Source organism: Alicyclobacillus acidocaldarius subsp. acidocaldarius Tc-4-1 (assembly GCF_000219875.1).
Taxonomy (GTDB): domain Bacteria; phylum Bacillota; class Bacilli; order Alicyclobacillales; family Alicyclobacillaceae; genus Alicyclobacillus; species Alicyclobacillus acidocaldarius_A.
In genome coordinates this window covers 2,567,495-2,586,616 of the sequence record NC_017167.1, presented here as the reverse complement: position 1 = coordinate 2,586,616, position 19,122 = coordinate 2,567,495, and the positions used below count along the sequence as shown (strand labels likewise).

Here is a 19,122-nt window from a genome sequence, read left to right as displayed (position 1 = left end):
GGAGGTGATGGAGGTGAAAAGTGGTGTGCGCATTCGCCCGAGGCGCCGGCCGCAGGGGAGCGCAGTCCAGCCGGGCGCCGAACAGGGCAGAGAGGCGCAATCGGGCGGCGAACAGGAGAGCGGTGCGCGCGGCCCCGGAGCGCCGGAAACGTCTGTACTGGCGAAGCGCCGGACCAGGGCGTCGGCGGATCGCCGGGGTCAGGGCCGTGGCGCAGGTGGGACATCCGCGGGCGCTCCGCCGGCGCAGTCGGAGCCAGGCGGCTACGCGTCCCAACAGCAGCTTTACCGCGGTCTCGAAGACAATCTCGCGGTGCTGCACGAGCTATTCCACGGCTGCTCGGATGTCCAGTTCCGCCATCTCGAGCTTGAGGCCTCGCGCCACGCCGCGCTCGTCTATTTCACAGCCATGGTGGCGCTCGACGAACTGAGCGATGAGGCGCTGGAGCCGCTTTTGACAGCGTTTCACCCGCACACCGTCGGCGACTACGATCCGAAGCAGTTGGCCGGGCGGTCACTGCCGGTGGCCCAGGCGGACGTGGTGAGGACCATCGACGACGTGGTGGACGCCATTGTCCTGGGGCGGGCCGTGCTGTTCGTCGACGGATTTGACGCCGCCATCTCGCTCACCACCACGTCGCCTCCGCGCCGCGCCATCTCGGAGCCGGAAACCGAGTCCGTGGTCCGCGGGCCGCGCGAGGGGTTCACCGAGGACATCACCGTGAATATGTCGCTGTTGAGGCAGAAACTGCGCACGCCGAAGCTGAAGTCCATCCCGTATTACGTGGGCTCGTACACCAAGACGGAGGTCAGGCTGGTGTACATCGAGGGCTTGGCTGACGAGCAGGTCATCGCGGAGGCCAAGCGCAGGATCGAGGGAATTGAGATCGATGGCGTTCTCGAGAGCGGATATTTGGAGGAGCTCATCGAGGATCAGCCGCTGTCACCGTTTCCCCAGTTTCAGTACTCGGAGCGGCCGGACACGGTCGCGGCGCAGCTTCTTGAGGGTCGATTTGCCATCCTCACAAACGGGACGCCGTTTGCGCTGGTGGCTCCGGTGACGTGGTGGCAGTTCCTGCAGGCGAGCGAGGACTACTATGAGCGCTTCTTTCTGGTGTATCTGGTGCGCGTGCTGCGCTATGTCTCCCTGTTCATCGCCCTGTTTCTCCCGGCCATGTACATCGCGGTGACCACGTATCACCAGGACATGCTGCCCACCAATCTCGTCATCAGCATCGCGGCGGCCCGGGAGAGCATTCCGTTTCCGGCCATCATCGAGGCGTTGATCATGGAACTCACGTTCGAGGCGCTCCGCGAGGCGGGCATCCGCCTCCCGCGAGCTGTGGGGCATGCCGTGAGCATCCTGGGCGCACTCGTCATCGGGGAGGCGGCAGTGGAAGCCGGCATTGTCTCGGCGCCAATGGTCATCATTGTGGCCTTGACCGGCATCGCTTCGTTCACGGTGCCGAGGTACAACGCCGCCATCGCCATTCGCCTGCTGCGCTTTCCCATGATGCTCCTCGGCGCCGTGCTCGGCATGTTCGGCCTGGTCATCGGCGTCATGTGGGTCACCGTGCACCTGTGCAAGCTGCGCTCGTTTGGCGTCCCGTATCTCTCTGGTTTCGCACCCTACAAGCGCCAGGAGGTCAAGGATTTGTTCGTCCGGCCGCCCTGGTGGGAGATGGTGTATCGGCCTTCTTCGTACGCCCACCAGAACCGCAAGCGCATGAACAAGCAGATGATGCCTCGCCCGGAAGGCAACCCGCAATGATGGGGTGAGACCATGCGCGTGAAGACGCGAAAGTGGGCCGTGAGCATGCTGGCCCTCGCGCTCGTGCCTTTCGTCTCGGGCTGCTGGGACCGCCGAGAGATCAACGACATGGCGTTTGTCACGGCCTGCGCGGCGGATCGCACGGAGGACGGCAAGTACCGTGTGACGGTGGAGGTGCCGCTCCCGGGCAAGATCTCGTCCGTGGGCAACCTCGGTGGGGGCGGCGGATCGAGCGGAACGAAGGCGTATTTCATCGACTCGACGGTAGGCGACACGTTTCGGCAGGCAAACGCAGATCAGCAGAAGGCAATGTCCCGCCAGTTGTACTTTGCGCACATGCGTGTGTTCGTGTTTGGCGAAGCGCTCGCGCGGGACAACATTGCACAGGCCATCGATGTCATGGCGCGCGTGCCGCAGAACCGCATGACGACCTACCTGGTGGTGAGCGAGGGCCCTGGCGCCGACGTACTGAACACCGAGTCGAGCATGGAAAAGACGCCGGCCGAATTTTTGCGCGAGCTCGCGAGCCAGTCCGAGCGGCATCCGCGAACGGTCAAGCGAGTCACCGAGGCCCTGTTGGCCGAAGGCCAGGATCCGTATATGCCGCTTGTCTCCGTGATTGAGACCACGCCCGGCGACGAGGCACGCCGCCAGACGTATGTGAAGGTCACCGGGCTCGCCATCTTTCGCGGCCCGCGGATGGTCGGGGTGCTCAAGGGCCGCGAGGCCGACGGCGTGCTGTGGGCCCTCGGCGAGATCAAACGGCCGACCGTGACGGTGCCGGCCCCACACGGCACGGGCCACATTTCGGTCATCGTCACGAGGTACCGGACGCGCGTCGCCATGCACCGGGATGGCGAGGGCGTCTCCTGCCGGATCACGGTGAAGGCGATGGGGACGCTCGCCGAAAACGCGTCCCCGTATATGTACGAGGTCACTCAGAACTTGCCGCGCCTCGAACATGAGGCGTCCCTCGAGATTGCGGACGAGATTGCGGCGGGGATGAAGGCGCTACAGGCCATGCGCGCGGATCCGGTGGGGCTGTGCAACCGCGTGTATCGGCTCTATCCCGCGCTCTGGCACGCAAAGAAGCAAGACTGGCGCGAATCGCTCTACGCCCACATCCCGGTTGACGTGCACGTCGAGCTCGATCTTCGCAACAGCGGCAACGCGACGTCTCCGGTGGCGATTCCGGAGGAGGATTTGAAGGCGTGATCGTCAACTTCATTGAGGCGGCGGCGTTTATCGCCGCGTTGTGCGCGTTGCAGTGGAAGGAGTGGCGCCAGGCCAACCGGCCGACGAAGGTCGCCATGGCGGCCATGATGACGATGACCGCGGGAGCCTGGGTGGTTTCAAACGTATTTCCGAACTGGCACACGTCCTTCGCGTGGCTGCCCAAGCCCTTTCACGTGAGGTGAATCGCGGATGAATCAGGTGTCGTCCCGGCAAGTGGTGCTGATGGGCTTTTGTTACGTCTTCTCCGCGACGCTCGTGACCTGGCCCGGGCAGATCCTGCGATCCGCCAGGCAGGACGCCTGGGTGGGGGTGCCGCTGTGCAGCCTCGCGGTGCTCGTGGTGCTGTGGTTGACGGATCGCGCGCTGGCGCGAAACCCGGGAAAAGACCTGTTGACGTTGTTCGTGGAGAAGTTCGGTTGGCTGGGCAAGGCGGTGCTGTTGGTCTACGTCCTGTTTTCGCTCGTGATTATGGCGAAAGACGTGCGGCTCGGGGTCGACTTCGTCAGCGTGGTCTTTTTGCCGGTGACGCCGGCGGTCGTGGTCGGGGCGCTCATCATGGCCACGTGCGTGTTCATGGTGCGGGGCGGGATTGAGGTCATCGCGCGGATGACGGAACTGTATCTGCCCGTGTTTCTTCTCTTTTCCGTGTTCTGCGGCGCGCTGCTCATTCCGGATCTGAGTTGGCAGTATCTGCAGCCGTTCTTCGAGTACGGCATGGAACGCCCGGCCGTTGGGGTGTGGTATGCGCTCAATGCCATCGGCAGCATCACGATCCTGCCCATGCTCTTTTCGCACGAGCGGTTCTCGTTTCGCCAGGCCTGGATCTCGTTGGCCGTTTCGTCCTTGTTTCTCGAGTTTGTCCTGGTCATCTGCCAGTTGAATCTCGGCAGCCCGCTCGCGGGTCATCTCATGTATCCCGCGTACGAAGCGGTGCGCGAGGTGCGCGTGACCGATTTTCTGGATCGGTTCGACATCCTCATTGTCGGCATTTGGCTGCCGACCATCGTGGTGAAGATTGCGCTGAACCTGTATTTCACCATCGCCTGCATGCGGCAAGTCATCCCGCAGCTGCAGGCGGCGCAGGTGGCGCCTTCGCTCGGCTCGCTCGCCCTCGTCGTGAGCCTATGGCTGTTTCACACGTCGACGGAGGTGGTGGCCGTCGACGACGTCTGGCCGCTCGTCGTCATGGCCCTGTGGCTCGGGATTCCGGCGCTCGGCGCCATCGTAGTGGCCCTGTTGGGGCCCAAGCCGAGCTCACGCCAGCCGAAGCCTCAGCGCGCGCCGTAATCAATACATCATGCGGTCGTCGAAGTAGTACTTGAACTCCAGCAGGTTATTGGACGGATCGATCAGGAAAAAGGTCTCGTGTTCCTCGATGAGGCCCTCAAAGCGGCGGGACAGGTCGTGGTAGAACGGGATGCCGCGCTGTTTGGCGAGTTTGTACAAATTGTCGAAGTGCTTCTTGTCCCGGAACGTGATGCCGAAGTGGCGAGGATACATGCTCACCTCGCGGTCCCAGCGATCCGACAAGTGGCACACGAGCTGATCGCCGAAGAAATCGAGCGTGATCCGGTCTGGATACCGGCGCGCCAGCTTGCAACCGAGCTTCGTGACGTAGAAGTCGTACGCCTCGTCGAGATCGCGCGCAGGAATGGCCAGGTGAAAGACGTCGTTCGGATTTCGCATAGATGTCAGCCTCCTTACGAATGCCAGAGCGCGGGCTCGGCGTCCGGCAGCGAAAGATCGCCCGTCTCAAACTGGAGCAGCGTGTCGGACCTCAGGCCTCTGCGCAAGGTCTCCAAGGGGATGGCGTCGCCGATGGCCACGTTGCCGAGATTCACGTTTGGCCCGAGCTTGTCGATGAAGTACTTTTGCAGGGTCTTGTTGGGCGCTTCGAAGATGAGGCGATTCGTGTCAAGGGAAGCCTCGAGGATCTCCTCGATGAGCCCGAAGCGCAGTTCCCCGTTTTCGCGGCAGATGCCGCTCGTGCCCGATTCGCGCGCCTCCGTGATCACATACGAGGCGCCTGCGGAAAAGTCCTCCCGGATGAACTGAATCCAGCGGTGCGGCGGTAGGAGCAGCGACTGCTTCACGTCCTTATATCCCACCTCGCTCAACACCCGGAAGCGGCGAGCAAACCGCTCGATGAACCGGGCCTTCTCCGCATTGGCGAGCGGCACGGTTCCGTTCGAGATCTCGACGTCGCGGCAGCCGTAATGCAGGCACATCGCCTCGTAGTCGTCCATCCGCCCCTGGATAAGAAACTTTTCAAACAGCGTGCCGCCGAAGAAGTAGCGAATGCCGAGCCGATTGAGGACTTCAATTTTCTCCTCTAGCCTCGGGGTGACCATGGCCGTTCCCCAGCCGAATTTCACGCAGTCGATCCACGCCCCGTTCGACTCCATGGCGTCTCGAAACCATCCAACAGGGACCCCGTTGTCAATCACGACGGTCAGGCCGATTTCTCTCGGCTTTTCGGGCCGCTCGGGTTGGTTCAGCACCTCTGTCCATCGCGAATCCATTGCCCATCCCCTCCGCCAAGCGCGTGTCGCAGGTTTGGCTCGAGCATACGGGCCCAAGCTTGAATTCCGGTTGAAATCCGGCGCTCTGAGGCCATTTTATCAAAAAAAGTTCAAAAGGAGCCGAGCCGACGCTGTGCTCGCTTCGCAAGGAACCGGGATGCGATTTGACACGTGGCACCATGCGTGCGCTTTCTCGCAAAAAACGAATCTATCAAGCAGGAATTCTTCATTTCCTGTCGAATATCCGTGCTTCGTAGCGAGAAAGCGCGTTGCGGGGTCCAGCCTGTCGCAAACGCGCGAAACTTGGGGTTGTGGGGAGCGATTATGCGGATCCAATCCAAGTGGTTGACTGGAGCATCGGTCGTCGTTGCCCTGTCGTTCGCCTTGTGTCCCAGACCCGCCAGCGCGGAAACGCTTTCGCAGGCGCAGCAGCAGTTGGCGCAGCTGCAGAGTCAGAAGCGCGCCGTGGAAAATCGGCTTTCCGAGGATGCCGTGAAAGAGGAGACGCTGAAAAACGCCATTCGCGCGTACCAGGTCTCCATCGAGAACGTCCAGGCGCAGATCCAGGCGAATCAGGCCCGCATGGCGGCCCTGCGCCAGCAGGAGCACGAGCTCGGCATCCAGTTGAAGCAGAACGAGGCGCAGCTCAACCAGGCCGAGGAGGAGCTTGCGCAGATTGTGCGCGGCGAGTACGAGGACGGCAATGTGTCGTATCTCGAGGTGCTGTTCAACGCCACCAGCTTCACGGATTTCCTCTCCCGGCTGTATGATCTCGCCATTGTCTCGAAGACGCAGGACCAAGTCGTGCAGTCCGTCAAGGCGCTGCAGGCCTCCATCGTGGAGAAGCAGCATGAGGTTCAGGCAGCCGAGCAGCAAGCGGAGCAAGTGGGCCAACAGCTGAACCAGCTCGAAGCCATGGACGAATCCCTCAAGCAGGCGCAGCAGGTGAAATTGAACGCTGTTTTGCAGGACATCGAGCAGGGCAAGCAGCAGCAAGGCATGCTCGAGAGTCAGATTCAACTCACGCAGTCGGACATCCAGGCCATCGAAGCGGCGACGGCGGCAGCCGAGCAGAAGGAATCGAACGCGCAGTACGTGGCTCAACAGCAGGCCGCGCTCGTTCCGGCTGATCCCAACAGCATCATCGGCTACGCGGAGCAATTCTTGGGAACGCCCTACGTGTGGGGTGGCGAATCGCCGAGCGGCTTCGATTGCTCGGGCTTCACGCAGTACGTGTTTTCGCACTTCGGGATTCAAATCCCGCGGACGTCCGAAGAGCAGTTTGCCGTCGGCGTTCCGGTCAGCCAAAACGACCTTCAGCCGGGGGATCTCGTCTTCTTCAGCACGTACGCTCCCGGCGCGACCCACGTCGGCATCTACATTGGCAACGGCCTGATGATCGACGCGCAGGACATGGGCGTCTCCATCGACAGCGTGTTCAACTCGTACTGGGGACCCAAGTACCTGGGCGCGCGCCGGTTCATCACGACGAGCGGTTGAACTTCAAACGTCCGCCTGGCCGGAACACGGCTATTCCACAAGAAAGGCGTCCGCCATCCAGCGTGGGGGAGCGGACGCCTTTCTTGTGGCTGCGTGCAGGCGTTGTCGCGGTTCTGCCGGGATCGTCGAGCCCCACGGAGATAGGAGGGCCAGGTCACAGCCCTCGGCGGAGTTCCCGCAGCGTGTAAAACGTGTCCCTCCACACGAGCCCTCCTCGGCGAACGGCCAGCACGGCCGAACGAATAAAGGCGTAGCTGTACAGCAACATGCCGAGCGGCAGGATGAGGAACTGGTGCTTGGGCAGCCTCAAAAACACGGCATGAAGTTCATATAAGATGCCCATGAGGACGAGACAATACAGATACACCAACCGATACCAGCCCGGCCCGAAGATGGCCCCTGCGAAGGGCGTCGTGTACAGCGCCATCATCAGCATCATGGCCGCCGTCAAAAGCGCCGCGGAGTAGTGAAACGCCGGCAACGGCGCCTTCTCCATGCCAACGACCATCGCGCGGAAGCTCGGGTACCACTCGATCTCAATCATGTCCTGCGCCACGACGAATCGCTGCCGAAATCCATACCGCTTGATGAGCTTGCCGAGGTGGAGGTCGTCGTCGGGACGCAAGCTGATGGCCCGGTGCGTGCCAATGCGCTCGTACGCCTCCCGGCTGACGAGGTTGAACGCGCCAATGCCGGCGTGCGCGCGGGTGCGCCTGCGGTACGCGCTCTGGGGCCTCTTGAACAGCACGTAGTTGAAGATGTACATGGCCGTCAACAGCTTCAGCGCGTAGCCGGATGCGATGAGCCTCGGCGCCACCGTCAGGTGATGCAGCCGATGCGCGTGCACGTAGGCCATCGCCCGTTCCACCGCGTCCGGGTAAAACCGCACGTCCGCGTCCGCAAACAAAAGCCAGTTGCCCGTCGCGCGCATAGCGCCTGTATACAGGGCGTGGTTCTTGCCCAGCCATCCGCGCGGCAGTTCCCGGATGTGCACCGGCACAATCCGCGAATCGCGGGCCGCCATCCGGTCGATCACGTCGCCCGTCCCATCCGTCGACCGGTCATCGACCGCCACGATTTCGAGATCTGGATACGTCTGGCGCAGCAGCGACTCGAGCGTGGCCTCGATGTGCTCCCGCTCGTCGCGCGCCGCCACCACGACGCTGACGCGGCCATACGATTCTGGGCTCGCTCTCGCCGCCTCACGGGGCCGAAGGCGCGGCGTTCGCACGAGGTCCGGGATGGTGCGGAGAAAGATGGCTGTCCACACCACCGCGCACAGGACGGGCAGCCAAGCCGCCCGCGGAAGCGCGTGCGAAAGCCAGGACCACACGAAGTTGGAGAACATCGGATCATTCCCCCTTTTCGCGCCGCGGGGGTCCACAACTTTATGGTAATCTAGGCGTGGGGCACAGTCCAACAAATCCTGCCTGCCCACCTCATTGTACGCCGATCTCGCCGCGCCCGCACGGCGCGACCGCTCGATATCGCAAAGGACGAGGTTATCGTATGCGATTTTGGAAACGCGAAGAACTCACCGAAGAGGAGCGCCGCTGGCGCAAGCGCCAGTTTCGCACGCACGTGATCTACGCCATGATCTTTTTGTCCTTCACGAGCCTTCTCTTGCGCGCCGCGTACGTGCAGATCTCGAATGGAAAAGCGTATCGGCAGGCCGAACTCAGCATTCCCAAGGCGCGGATCCCCGTCCTGCCGCAGCGCGGCTGGATCTACGATGCCAACGGCCAGGTACTCGCGTGGGACAAACCGTCGTTGTCCATCGTGATGAACCGGTATTCCACCACGTCGGACGCGACCTATCGCCATCTTGCGAGCGCGTTGGCGCCCGTTCTTCATCAGACGCCGCAGGCGCTCTATCGCCTCATGAAATCCGACTCCGGCACGATTCAGGTGACGCTCGCCAAAAACGTCTCGCTCGCCCAGGTCGCGTATGTGGTGGAGCACCAGTCCGAGCTTCCCGGCGTGCAGGTGATTCAGGACTACATCCGCGAGTATCCGTACGGCGATCTCGCCGGCCAGGTGCTGGGCTACGTCGGCGCCATCACGGCGGAGAACGTGAGCCGATACCAAGGGTATCTGTACAGCCAGAAAGTCGGAGAGACGGGGGTCGAAGAGCAATACGAGCCGCTTTTGCAGGGCAAACCCGGGTATGAGCTCGTGACCATCAACAGCGCCGGCAATGCCATCGCGGAGGCGGGCGAGATCCCGCCGCAGAACGGCGACAACCTGCAGCTCACCCTCGACGGTCACGAGCAGGCGTGCGCACAGATGATCATGCAGAACATGATCCAGAAGGCGAGCGACAAAAACGCGGTCGAGAACGCCGCCGCCGTGATGCTCAACGTCAAGACGGGCGGCGTCATTGCCATGGTGAGCTATCCGTACCTGGATCCCAACTGGTTCACCCTGGGCACGCTGGAGCAACACGCGCACTACGTGTCGAACTCGGGCGCCCAGGTGAACAACGCCATTGCTATGGTGAATTACCCGGGATCGACGGTCAAGCCGGCCAACCTCATCACCGCGATGAAGGCGGGGCTGGTGAATCCGCAGACCACCATCCAGGATGACGGGTACATCTACATCGGCAAGTCGCGCAAGAACGAGGACGAAGGGTTCGCGTTCGGCGCCGTGGATCCCGTCGAAGCCATCACGGTGTCAAGCGACGTGTTCTTCTACGAGGTCGGGTTGTGGCTCGGCAAATGGTTCGGATCGAGCGCGACGCAGGGCGGGTCTTGGCCAGCGCAGGACGGATCGTATCAGCATTACCTGAACACCGACCTCGCAAAGGGGATGAACGCGCTGTTTCAGGGCGAAGCCGACTTCGGCCTCGGCTACAAGACGGGGATCGACTTGCCGTACGAGAGCGACGGCGCGTTTTATATCCTCGACTCGCGCCAGGGCAACCGGCAGGTTCCGTATGACCTGAAGGCCAGCGAGCGGTCCATCGCGAAGACAGGGGAGTACGTGAACTATGGATCGCCAGCGAGTTTGGCGGATGCCGCGATCGGCCAGTCGCAGATGTTCACGCCGCTTCAGCTCGCGGAATACGCGCTCACCCTCGCGAATCGAGGGGTCCGGGTGACGCCGCACGTGTTGCAGGCGGTCTACGGGCCGAACGGGACGCCGACGAATGGGGCGAAACCCGTGTCCACGGTGAAACCGAAGGTGGTCGGTCGGGTGGACGCGCCGGATTGGCAGTGGAACCTGGTTCAGCGCGGCATGATCGGCGTGACGTCGAGTCCCAACGGCACGGCGTACGCCGCGTTTGCGGGGGCGCCGTATCAGGTCGCGGGCAAGACGGGGACGGCGCAGATCATGCTCGGCGGCAAGCCGACCGATAACTCGGTCTTCATTTGTTATGCGCCGGCTGACCATCCGCAGGTCGCGGTGGCCGTCATGGCACCCGGAGGTGGCTATGGCGCGCAGTTTTCGGCCGTGATCGCGCGGCAGATGTTGGACGCGTACTTCAACGAGCATCACGCGCCGTTCATGCCGAAGAGCGGGTGGACCGACACCTCCATCCCGGCGAACTGGAAGTCGTCGCCCGCATATCAAATTCCAGAGCAGAGCCCGTAAAGATGTGGATATAGATGGAAAGTGACGGTGAGCATGAAGCCTTGCGTCCGTGGGACACTTCACTTGACGAAGTTTTGGCGGAGGTGTCCCGATGAATGCAAGGAGGCTTCTGCTCATCCAGGTGATCATCCTCGTGGTCATCCTCGTGGCCGGATTTGTGGGGTACTATTTTTACCATCAGTCGACGCTGTATCTGAAGACGGACGACGCTCAGGTCACGGGGCGGCAGATTGTCATCACGGCGCCGGCCTCCGGCGAGCTCACGTCGTGGAACGGGACTGAAGGCGCGCAGTTTTCGGCAGGCGACGTGATTGGCACCATCAGCGTGCCTGGTGCGAAGGGCGCGACGGTCAGCGTGACCGCGCCGGAGACCTCTACGATTGTGCAGAATCAGGCCGTGAACCATCAGTTCGTCGTGGCGGGCACGCCCCTTGCGTATGCGTACAATCTGAACGATCTCTGGGTGACGGCGAACGTCAAGGAGACGGACATCAACGACGTGCACGTTGGCCAGAACGTGGACGTCTATGTGGACGCGTTCCCGGGGACGTCGTTCCAGGGCGTCGTGCAGCAGATTGGCCTCGCCACGGCGGCGACGTTCTCGCTGCTCCCGCAGACCAACAACAACGCGAACTTCACCAAGGTGACGCAGGTCATCCCAGTGCGCATCCGGCTTCAGACCTACACAGGGCAACTCGTGCCTGGGATGAGCGCGACGGTTCGGATTCACAAGTGAGGGGGCGGGCGCATGAACGGTGGAGAGACCATCGTCGGCCGCCCGCCTGCACCAGGCCCCGGCGGGCCCACGGATGAGCAGCCGGTGGTACACAAGGGGACCATCCTCTTCTCGCTCATCCTGGGGGCGTTTGCGGCCATTCTGAATCAGACGCTGCTGAATGTGGCTGTGCCGAAGCTCATGGCCGATTTCAACGTATCCGCGAGCACGGTGCAGTGGCTGTCGACGGCCTACCTGTTGACGAACGGCATCGTCATCCCGCTGACGGCGTATCTCATTGGCACGTTCACCACGCGCCAGTTGTTTCTCGGGGCCATGTTCCTGTTTGGCGTGGGAACGCTCCTGTGTGCATTGGCCCCCGATTTCCCGGTGATGCTCATCGGGCGGATTGTCCAGGCGGCCGGCGCGGGAATCATGATGCCGCTCATGATGACCGTGATCCTCAACCTGTATCCACCGGAGACGCGCGGCCGCGCCATGGGCACCATCGGCATCGCGATGTTCTTTGCCCCCGCGGTCGGCCCGACGCTGTCCGGCTGGATTGTGCAGAACTACTCGTGGCGAGTGCTGTTTTACATCGTGCTGCCCGTCGCCGTGATCGATCTCGTCGTGGCCTCCATCTTCCTCAAAAACGTCACTGAGCGCACGTTTCCGAAGTTCGAGTTTTGGAGCTTCGCGGCGTCCACCATTGGGCTGGGTTCGCTTCTGTATGGCTTCAGCGAGGCGGGCAACAAGGGATGGGGCGCTACGGAGGTCCTGGTGAGCATTGTGCTCGGCGTGGTGTTTCTGATTCTGTTTGTCGTCAGAGAACTGACATCGGATCACCCGCTCCTGAACCTGCGCGTCTTTCGATACGGCGGATTCACCATCGCCGCGGTCGTGAGCTGTGTGGCGAACATGGCGATGTTCGGCGGATCGCTCCTCACGCCCATCTACGTGCAGGACGTGCGCGGGTACTCGGCGTTGGACTCCGGTTTGATCCTGTTGCCGGGGGCCATCTTGATGGGCGTCATGTCGCCCATCTCCGGCGCGTTGCTCGATAAAATCGGGATTCGGCCGCTCGCCATCGTGGGGCTTGTCATCACGGTCATCACGACGTGGGAGTTGGGGCGCGTCGACCTGCAGACGCCGCTCAGTGACATCATGTGGATCTACACGGTTCGCATGTTTGGACTCAGCTTCATCATGATGACCATCATGACGGCGGGCCTGAACCACCTGCCGCGGCAGTATAACAGCCACGGCACGGCGGCGGCCAACACAGTGCGCACCATTGCGGCGTCGCTCGGCACGTCGCTTCTCATCACCATCATGACGGATCGGTCCAACATGCACTACCAGCAGCTCGTCGATTCGGTGCAGATGAACAACCCGTTTCTGAACATCACCCTGGCTCAGTTCGTGCACGCGCTCGCCGCGATGGCGCCGATGACTGCACAACAGGCGAACGCCCTCGTGACATACCTGCTCTATGGCCAGGCGCAACTCCTCTCCACCGTGGAGGGCATCGACGACAGCTTTCTGGTTGCATCTGGGATTGCGCTCGTCGCGCTCGTGCTATCGCTCTTCTTGCGCAACGTCAAGCGGGCGAGTGCGTCTGCACAAGCGCCGACGGACGAGGCGCCACCCGCGGTGGCCGAAGGCTCGCGCCGCAAGGTGGCGGTCGTTCGCAGGACACTTCGGCCCCGGCCGGAGGCATAGCGGCCGTGCGCCGAATCAAGTGGACGTCCGGATCATGAGCGGGCGGCGCTCTGCGATGCAGCGGCCGTCCGCCGAACGCGCGCCAGTGCCTGTGCCGCGCGCGCCCAACCGGACGGATTGCCAATGTCAAACCGTTCCCCGGCCAAGCACTGCGCGTACACGCCATCTGGTAGAAGAAGACGAATGGCGTCCGCCAACTGGATCTCGCCGCTCGGGTCGGGCGCCGTTTCAGCTAGCGCGTCGAAGATGCTTGGCTGAAACGCATATCGCCCCACCATGGCGACATTCGACGGAGCCTCGTCTGGCCTCGGTTTTTCCACCACCTTCACCACGCGCGCTCCTTCGTGCAATCCCACCATGCCATACTGGTGTATCTCGTCGGGGGGGACCTTCTGCGTTCCCACGAGTGCCACCCACGATGCGGGTGCGTTCCGCCCCAGCGCGAGGAGGGAGGGTGTCTCCGGGAAGAACAGCTCGTCTGGCAAGAGGACGTAAAACGGCTCTTCTCCTACAGCGTCTCTCGCGCTCCACACCGCGTGGCCCAGGCCGGGCGGCCGTTCCTGGACCACAAACTGGATTTCCGGCACTTCACCTTTGATCGTCCGCAGCTCCTTCGCCCAGTTCTGTACGAAGTCCACGAGCATCCTTTTCTCCGGATGGATCACGACGATGACGCGCGCCACCTTGGAGGCACGCGCCTCCTCGAGCCCGAATGCGATGGCGGGTGTGTCCAGGATGGGGAACATCTCTTTTGGAATCCACAGTGTTGCCGGTCGCAGCCTCGTACCAAGACCCGCGGCCGGAATCACGGCGCAACCAATACGCATGCGTCTCAACCTCTCCTCGCAGTCCGGGTTCTTGCCACCATCGGCATCTTGCCTTCCCAGCCTGAATCGCGCCTGAACCAAGGCTGAAACTCTGTTGAACGGACGCCTTCAGTATCGCCCTCAGGATCCTTTCAGCTTGCGCTCAAACGCGATTCAGGTTGTTCGCGCATGATGTCCACGCAACGACACGAGCACAGATGGGGAGTGGAGTGGCATTGGAGACCAAACGCCGATGGACCTGGGACAGGAGCGTGCTCGCACTTATCGCGACCGTGGCCCTGTTCCTCAATCTGTACGCGCTCAACAAGGAGGGCTACGCGAACGAGTACTACGCTGCGGCCGTGCGCAGCATGCTGGAGAGTTGGCACAACTTCTTCTTCGCCTCGTTCGATCCCGGCGGCTTCATCACCATCGACAAGCCTCCTCTGGACTTCTGGATTCAGGCTGCATTCGCGTACGTGTTCGGCTTTCACGGCTGGGCTCTCATCCTGCCCCAGGCGCTGGCCGACGTGGGTTCCGTCCTATTGATGTTCACGCTGGTCAAGCGTCACTTCGGCAAGGCCGCAGGACTCATCGCGTCGGCCGCGATGGCGCTCACGCCCATTGCTGTGGCGGTGAGCCGCACCAACCAGGTGGACGGTGTGCTCGTGTTTCTCATGCTCATCGCCACTTGGTTCTTGTTCCGTGCCATTGAGACCCATCGCCTCCGCCCCTTGATAGGCGTCGCCATCATGGAGGGGCTCGCGTTCAACACGAAAATGATGGAGGCGTATCTCATCCTGCCCGCCATCTACGTGGGCTACTTCGTCGCGAGCAAACTTCCGTGGCGTAAGAAGCTGGCCTATCTCGGCGTCATGACCGCGCTCCTCGGCGCGATTTCCTTCAGTTGGGCGACCGCCGTGCAACTGACGCCCGCGAACGAGCGCCCCTACGTCGGCAGCACCACCGACAATAACGAATTCACACTCATTTTCGGATACAACGGCGTGAACCGGCTTACGGGCAACATGGGCGTTGGTGGGGGGAGCTTCAGGATGGAGTTCGGACGTTTCCCCAGCGCGGGCGAATTTGGGCGTCGCTTCACGCAGGGAGCGGGGGGATTTCCAGGCGGTGCCTTCCCGGGTTCGGGTTCGGCCGAGAGTCAAGGCGAGGGGCAAAGCGGGACAGGCCGGGCGTTCGGCGGATCGGGCGCCGGATTCCCAGGCGGCCAGGGCAGTCAGGCGCCGTTCCCGTTTGGCAACGGCGAGTTTGGCCGAGTGTTCGGGATTGACGGCTTCGGCCATCGTTTTGGAGACGGCTTCGGCGGTGGCTTCAATCGCGGTGGCTTTGGTGGCGGTGGCATGTTCGACACCGGCACGCGCGGCGTCCTGCGCCTCTTCCAGGCGGAACTCGGGCCGCAGATTGGCTGGCTTTTGCCCATCGCCTGCCTCGGCCTTGTTCCACTGCTTCGCAACGTGCGCTGGAAGCGGCGCCGCGAGCTGACGGATCGCGAACGGGCGACGATTTTCTGGGCCGCGTGGCTCGTTCCCGTCGGCGCGTTCTTCAGCGTGGCTGGGTTCTTTCACCAGTACTACCTCATCACGCTGGCGCCTGCCATCGCCGCGCTGGTCGGGGCGGGGCTCACGACGATGTGGCGCGACTTCCGGGCAGGTGGCCGCTGGAAGGGGTACTTGCTCGGCGCGGTTTTGCTCGATCTCGTCTACGAGTGTCTGATGGTCCGCAGCTATCCGACGGTGCGCGTCGCGCTCATCGCGGTGACCGTCGCGCTGGCGGCTCTCTCGGCGGCGCTTTTGTTCCTGCCGCGGCTGTCTTTGCGCTGGCGGCGCGCGGGCGCTGTCATCGGGCTCCTCTCCCTCCTCGCTGTGCCGGGATACTGGTCGCTCACACCTGCGCTCTACGGCGTGAACGGCTCGATGCCCGCGGCGGGTCCGGCCGGATCGGCGGGCGGTGGCATGGGATTTGCGGGCCGGACGAGCGAGAACGACAACGTCGCGCAGTATGACAAGCTCATTCGCTACCTGGTGGCGCACTACCGGCCGTCCAAGGGTTCGTTCCTCGTGGCGACGCTAAACGCCCAGCCCGCCGAGCCCATCATCATCGCGACGGGCCTGCCGGTGATGGCCATGGGCGGTTTCTCGGGGTCCGACGCGGCGATGACCGTCGCAAAGCTCCAGCAGCTGTGCGAGGAAGGCAAAGTGAAGTACTTCCTCCTCGGCGGGGGCGGATTCGGCGGGCGAGGCAACAGCCAGCTCGTCGCCTGGATTGAGAAGCACTGCAAACTCGTGCCGGCGAGCGCGTGGGGCGGTGTGTCGTCGAGCTCGTCAGCCAATCGCTCCAGCTTCGGCGGATTCGGCGGCATAGGGGGGCTTGAACTGTATGTCTACACAGGCGACGCCCAGGCGTGAGTGGCCTCTCAGGCAGGCGCACACGGTCAGCTCGGTCTGTCCGCGCGACGTGGACCTGCCTCAGGTCCGGGGCTCACAAGGTCAACTCCTCTCCGTGGTCGTCCCGGTGTTCAACGAGGAGGACGTGATCCTCACGACGCACGAGCGGCTGACGGCGGTGCTCGACGGCCTCCCGCTGTCGTGGGAGGTCCTCTATGTGGACGATGGCAGTACCGACGCCTCGCCGGCGCTCCTCGACCGATTGGCAGAAGGGGATCCGCGCGTGCGCGTCATTCACTTCGCGCGCAACTTCGGCCACCAACTGGCGATCACGGCCGGGATCGACGCGGCCATGGGCGACGCCGTGGTCGTGATCGACGCGGATCTGCAGGACCCGCCGGACCTCATCCCCGAGCTCGTCGCCAAGTGGCGCGAGGGGTACGAAGTTGTGTTGGCGCGCCGAGCCATTCGCTTTGGAGAGACGTGGTTCAAACGCGCGACGGCGGCCGCCTTTTACCGCGTGCTGAACCGCCTGACGGACGTGGAGATTCCGGTGGACGTGGGCGACTTTCGGCTGATGGACCGGAAGGTGTGCGACGTGCTCCGGGCGCTGCCCGAGCACCGCAGGTTCGTGCGCGGGCTGGTGGCCTGGATGGGCTTCCGCCAGGCCGAGGTGGAGTACGTCCGCCAGCCCCGCTTCGCCGGCGAATCCAAGTATCCGCTTCGCAGGATGGTGCGACTGGCGTTGGACGCGGTGACGTCGTTTTCCACGCGCCCGCTCGGGTGGCCGCTCTACGCGGGGGCGGTCGCCGGCCTGTTAGGCCTCGCCGCCTTCGCGGCGTTCGCGGCGCTCTTTGCCGTGAGCGGGAAGATGATGGACGTGATGGCGCTTGTGCTTTCCGGCGTGGTGGTCTGCACGGGCGCCGTGCTGGTCTCGGTCGGGCTTCTCGGGCTCTACGTGGGCAACGTCCTCGACGAGGTGCGCGGCCGACCTCTCTACATTGTCGATCGCGCCGTGGGCGTGCGGAGGGAGGCTTCGCCGCGTGAGTGAGGCGTCTCTACGCATGTTGCACAAGCTCCCTGGCTGGGCGTGGTGTCTCGCGTGCTGCACGGCGTCGGTCGCGATTCAGCTGGCGCTTGCCGCCACCACCCGCGGCTACGTGGCGGATCAGGCCATCTTTCTCCGCTGGACGGAGGCCGTGCGCACGGGGGGCCTGTCGCGCGCGTATGAGGCGGGCGGGATCGACTATCCGCCGCTCTACTTGTACGTGCTCGACGCCTACGCGCGCCTTGCGTCGGCGCTGCATCTGGGTCTTCGCCCGGGTACGTTCTGGGCCAAGCTGCCTGGCATCGCCATCTACGCGGCGCTCATGCCGGCGATGTGGGCGCTGTCGCGGGGAATGCGAGCGGAGAAGCGCCGGTGGGCCATCGCCGCGTACTGCCTGAACCCGGTCCTCATCTTCGACACCGCGGTGTGGGGGCAGGTGGACGTCATCGACGCGACGCTCGCGCTCGCCGCGGTTTGGCTGGTGAGCAAGCGGCCGCTTGTGGCGGGCGTGGCGTTCGGGCTGGGTCTTGCGGCGAAATTCGAGACCATCGTGGTGCTTCCGGTGCTGCTCGCCGCCGCGTGGGCGCAGCCGCCGCGCCTGCGCCGCCTGGGCCAACTCGCGTGTGGGGCGCTGATGTCTCTCGCGCTTGTCGCCCTGCCGCTTTGTGGCGGAGGGCTTTGGCCCATGATTCGCTCTGCGTACATCGCCACCACCGGCGAGTACCCGTACCTCAGCATGAACGCGATGAACATCTGGTTTGATTTCTTCGACGCGTCGCCGTATGCGTCGGATCGCGCGCCCGCCCTCCTTGGGCTCACCTACAAGGAGGTGGGACTCTCGCTCCTCGCCGCTGCCTGTCTGGCCGCCCTCGCGTATCTCGCCCGATCCCGCCGGGCCCTTCCCATCCGGGCAACGAGCGCCGCCGCGTTCGTCGGCTTCTCGTTTTTCATGCTGGCGACCGAGATGCACGAGCGGTACGTGGTGCTCGCGGTGACCCTCGTCTCATGGCTCGCCGCGCTCGACAGGCGGTGGCGCGCCGTGGCCACGGCGCTAGCGTTCAGCGCGTTCTGGAACCTGTGGGTCGTGTGTTTTGGCGCGGTGAACGCGCAGCAGGACGCGTGGATGGTTTACCTGAATCTCGCCGCGTACGGGGCGATGGGCGTGGTCATGGCTCGGGAGGTCATGCCTCGTCGCCGGGCCCGTCGGCCTGTCGCCGAAGCAGCCGAATGAACGCATTTCCGCCTGTCGCGAGATCTTGTGCCAGCGCTTCGCGAAGGCGTTTCGCGAGGCCGGGGTGGGCTCCGCCGGTTGCGATGGACACGGAAACCTCGCCGACCTGGATGACGCTGGCGAAGTCGACATCGCTATCGGAAGCGTCGTCCGCCCGATTGCACCAGATGCCGCGCGCACGCGCCTCCTCGCGCACCGCGGCGTTCACTGCTGGATCGTCCGTCGCGGCCACGGCGAGGGCAAAGCCGGCGAGGTCGCCATACCGGTAGGCCCGGCTCATCCACGTCACCAGGCCTCGCTCGACGAGAAGGGCGGCCTCCGGTCCAAGCGCCGGGCTCACCAGGGTGACCTTCGCGCCAGCCTCCGCCAGCCGCCTGGCGCGCCTCGCGCCCACGCGCCCGCCGCCGATCACGGCGCACGCCATGCCGCGAGGCTTCAGCCAGACGGGAACCCGATTCGCAGGCGTGGCTTCGCCTCGGTGCGGACGTTCGGCCGACTTGGACACACCGCATGCTCCCTTCAGGCGCGCCGCCCGACGTCGACGGGCCTGGCATCGACGGACCTACGGCCCT

At 63.7% G+C, this 19,122-nt stretch carries 16 protein-coding genes; 11 read left to right on the top strand and 5 right to left on the bottom strand.

Annotated features, from left to right (window positions below; genetic code table 11):
- The first annotated feature begins 7 nt into the window (after nucleotides 1-7).
- From TC41_RS12575 to TC41_RS12560, 4 genes are read left to right on the top strand one after another with little or no spacing between them, the layout of a single operon-like run.
- The gene (locus TC41_RS12575; protein ID WP_014465450.1) at nucleotides 8-1,768 is read left to right on the top strand and encodes a spore germination protein; all 1,761 of its coding nucleotides are present in this window, start codon (nucleotides 8-10) and stop codon (nucleotides 1,766-1,768) included.
- 12 nt (nucleotides 1,769-1,780) lie between these two features.
- On the top strand, nucleotides 1,781-2,983 hold the full coding sequence (locus TC41_RS12570; RefSeq protein ID WP_014465449.1) for a Ger(x)C family spore germination protein: 1,203 nt from the start codon (nucleotides 1,781-1,783) through the stop codon (nucleotides 2,981-2,983).
- Nucleotides 2,980-3,186, top strand: a complete 207-nt coding sequence (locus TC41_RS12565; protein ID WP_014465448.1) for a hypothetical protein — start codon at nucleotides 2,980-2,982, stop codon at nucleotides 3,184-3,186. Before TC41_RS12570 ends, TC41_RS12565 begins: the two co-directional genes overlap by 4 nt.
- Before the next feature lie 7 nt (nucleotides 3,187-3,193).
- Nucleotides 3,194-4,291: a GerAB/ArcD/ProY family transporter gene (locus TC41_RS12560; RefSeq protein ID WP_014465447.1), complete on the top strand. Its 1,098-nt coding sequence runs from the start codon at nucleotides 3,194-3,196 to the stop codon at nucleotides 4,289-4,291.
- On the opposite strand, the gene TC41_RS12555 is transcribed toward TC41_RS12560, so the two are convergent.
- Both TC41_RS12555 and TC41_RS12550 read right to left on the bottom strand, forming a co-directional pair.
- Nucleotides 4,292-4,690 (bottom strand): VOC family protein, encoded by a 399-nt coding sequence (locus tag TC41_RS12555; RefSeq protein WP_008337281.1) that lies wholly within the window; start codon nucleotides 4,688-4,690, stop codon nucleotides 4,292-4,294.
- A gap of 14 nt (nucleotides 4,691-4,704) precedes the next feature.
- Nucleotides 4,705-5,526, bottom strand: a complete 822-nt coding sequence (locus TC41_RS12550; protein WP_014465446.1) for a phosphosulfolactate synthase — start codon at nucleotides 5,524-5,526, stop codon at nucleotides 4,705-4,707.
- A 324-nt stretch (nucleotides 5,527-5,850) separates the two neighbouring features.
- Here TC41_RS12550 and TC41_RS12545 point away from each other — a divergent pair, with 324 nt between their 5' ends.
- Nucleotides 5,851-7,026, top strand: coding sequence for a C40 family peptidase (locus TC41_RS12545; protein ID WP_041695919.1), 1,176 nt, complete (start codon nucleotides 5,851-5,853; stop codon nucleotides 7,024-7,026).
- A 154-nt stretch (nucleotides 7,027-7,180) separates the two neighbouring features.
- Here the strand turns inward: TC41_RS12545 and TC41_RS12540 are convergent, their stop codons facing one another.
- Entirely contained in the window at nucleotides 7,181-8,374 is a 1,194-nt protein-coding gene (locus TC41_RS12540; RefSeq protein WP_014465444.1) for a glycosyltransferase, read from the bottom strand.
- Nucleotides 8,375-8,535: 161 nt separating this feature from the next.
- On the opposite strand from TC41_RS12540, the gene TC41_RS12535 reads away from it, so the two are divergent.
- The 3 genes from TC41_RS12535 (at nucleotide 8,536) to TC41_RS12525 (ending at nucleotide 13,060) form a co-directional block, all read left to right on the top strand.
- Nucleotides 8,536-10,623, top strand: a complete 2,088-nt coding sequence (locus TC41_RS12535) for a peptidoglycan D,D-transpeptidase FtsI family protein (RefSeq protein WP_014465443.1) — start codon at nucleotides 8,536-8,538, stop codon at nucleotides 10,621-10,623.
- A gap of 91 nt (nucleotides 10,624-10,714) precedes the next feature.
- Entirely contained in the window at nucleotides 10,715-11,359 is a 645-nt protein-coding gene (locus TC41_RS12530) for an HlyD family secretion protein (protein ID WP_014465442.1), read from the top strand.
- Between the two features lie 12 nt (nucleotides 11,360-11,371).
- Nucleotides 11,372-13,060, top strand: a complete 1,689-nt coding sequence (locus TC41_RS12525) for a DHA2 family efflux MFS transporter permease subunit (protein ID WP_014465441.1) — start codon at nucleotides 11,372-11,374, stop codon at nucleotides 13,058-13,060.
- A 32-nt stretch (nucleotides 13,061-13,092) separates the two neighbouring features.
- Here the strand turns inward: TC41_RS12525 and TC41_RS12520 are convergent, their stop codons facing one another.
- Nucleotides 13,093-13,887: a UTP--glucose-1-phosphate uridylyltransferase gene (locus TC41_RS12520; protein ID WP_081462289.1), complete on the bottom strand. Its 795-nt coding sequence runs from the start codon at nucleotides 13,885-13,887 to the stop codon at nucleotides 13,093-13,095.
- A gap of 215 nt (nucleotides 13,888-14,102) precedes the next feature.
- On the opposite strand from TC41_RS12520, the gene TC41_RS12515 reads away from it, so the two are divergent.
- From TC41_RS12515 to TC41_RS12505, 3 genes are read left to right on the top strand one after another with little or no spacing between them, the layout of a single operon-like run.
- Nucleotides 14,103-16,292, top strand: a complete 2,190-nt coding sequence (locus tag TC41_RS12515) for an ArnT family glycosyltransferase (protein ID WP_041695442.1) — start codon at nucleotides 14,103-14,105, stop codon at nucleotides 16,290-16,292.
- Nucleotides 16,264-17,322, top strand: coding sequence for a glycosyltransferase family 2 protein (locus TC41_RS12510; RefSeq protein ID WP_148260209.1), 1,059 nt, complete (start codon nucleotides 16,264-16,266; stop codon nucleotides 17,320-17,322). Before TC41_RS12515 ends, TC41_RS12510 begins: the two co-directional genes overlap by 29 nt.
- Nucleotides 17,315-18,550 (top strand): glycosyltransferase 87 family protein, encoded by a 1,236-nt coding sequence (locus TC41_RS12505; protein WP_148260208.1) that lies wholly within the window; start codon nucleotides 17,315-17,317, stop codon nucleotides 18,548-18,550. The genes TC41_RS12510 and TC41_RS12505 overlap by 8 nt, the downstream gene beginning before the upstream one ends.
- On the opposite strand, the gene TC41_RS12500 is transcribed toward TC41_RS12505, so the two are convergent.
- Nucleotides 18,501-19,055: a precorrin-2 dehydrogenase/sirohydrochlorin ferrochelatase family protein gene (locus TC41_RS12500; protein ID WP_014465436.1), complete on the bottom strand. Its 555-nt coding sequence runs from the start codon at nucleotides 19,053-19,055 to the stop codon at nucleotides 18,501-18,503. The two genes, TC41_RS12505 and TC41_RS12500, sit on opposite strands and share 50 nt — an antisense overlap.
- Nucleotides 19,056-19,122 lie beyond the last annotated feature (67 nt).

Coding starts and splice junctions, on each gene's coding strand:
- TC41_RS12535 (WP_014465443.1), top strand. CDS start 8,536: ATGCGATTTTGGAAACGCGAAGAACTCACCGAAGAGGAGCGCCGCTGG.
- TC41_RS12570 (WP_014465449.1), top strand. CDS start 1,781: ATGCGCGTGAAGACGCGAAAGTGGGCCGTGAGCATGCTGGCCCTCGCG.
- TC41_RS12510 (WP_148260209.1), top strand. CDS start 16,264: ATGTCTACACAGGCGACGCCCAGGCGTGAGTGGCCTCTCAGGCAGGCG.
- TC41_RS12530 (WP_014465442.1), top strand. CDS start 10,715: ATGAATGCAAGGAGGCTTCTGCTCATCCAGGTGATCATCCTCGTGGTC.
- TC41_RS12545 (WP_041695919.1), top strand. CDS start 5,851: ATGCGGATCCAATCCAAGTGGTTGACTGGAGCATCGGTCGTCGTTGCC.
- TC41_RS12555 (WP_008337281.1), bottom strand. CDS start 4,690: ATGCGAAATCCGAACGACGTCTTTCACCTGGCCATTCCTGCGCGCGAT.
- TC41_RS12525 (WP_014465441.1), top strand. CDS start 11,372: ATGAACGGTGGAGAGACCATCGTCGGCCGCCCGCCTGCACCAGGCCCC.
- TC41_RS12560 (WP_014465447.1), top strand. CDS start 3,194: ATGAATCAGGTGTCGTCCCGGCAAGTGGTGCTGATGGGCTTTTGTTAC.
- TC41_RS12540 (WP_014465444.1), bottom strand. CDS start 8,374: ATGTTCTCCAACTTCGTGTGGTCCTGGCTTTCGCACGCGCTTCCGCGG.
- TC41_RS12520 (WP_081462289.1), bottom strand. CDS start 13,887: ATGCGTATTGGTTGCGCCGTGATTCCGGCCGCGGGTCTTGGTACGAGG.
- TC41_RS12550 (WP_014465446.1), bottom strand. CDS start 5,526: ATGGATTCGCGATGGACAGAGGTGCTGAACCAACCCGAGCGGCCCGAA.
- TC41_RS12575 (WP_014465450.1), top strand. CDS start 8: ATGGAGGTGAAAAGTGGTGTGCGCATTCGCCCGAGGCGCCGGCCGCAG.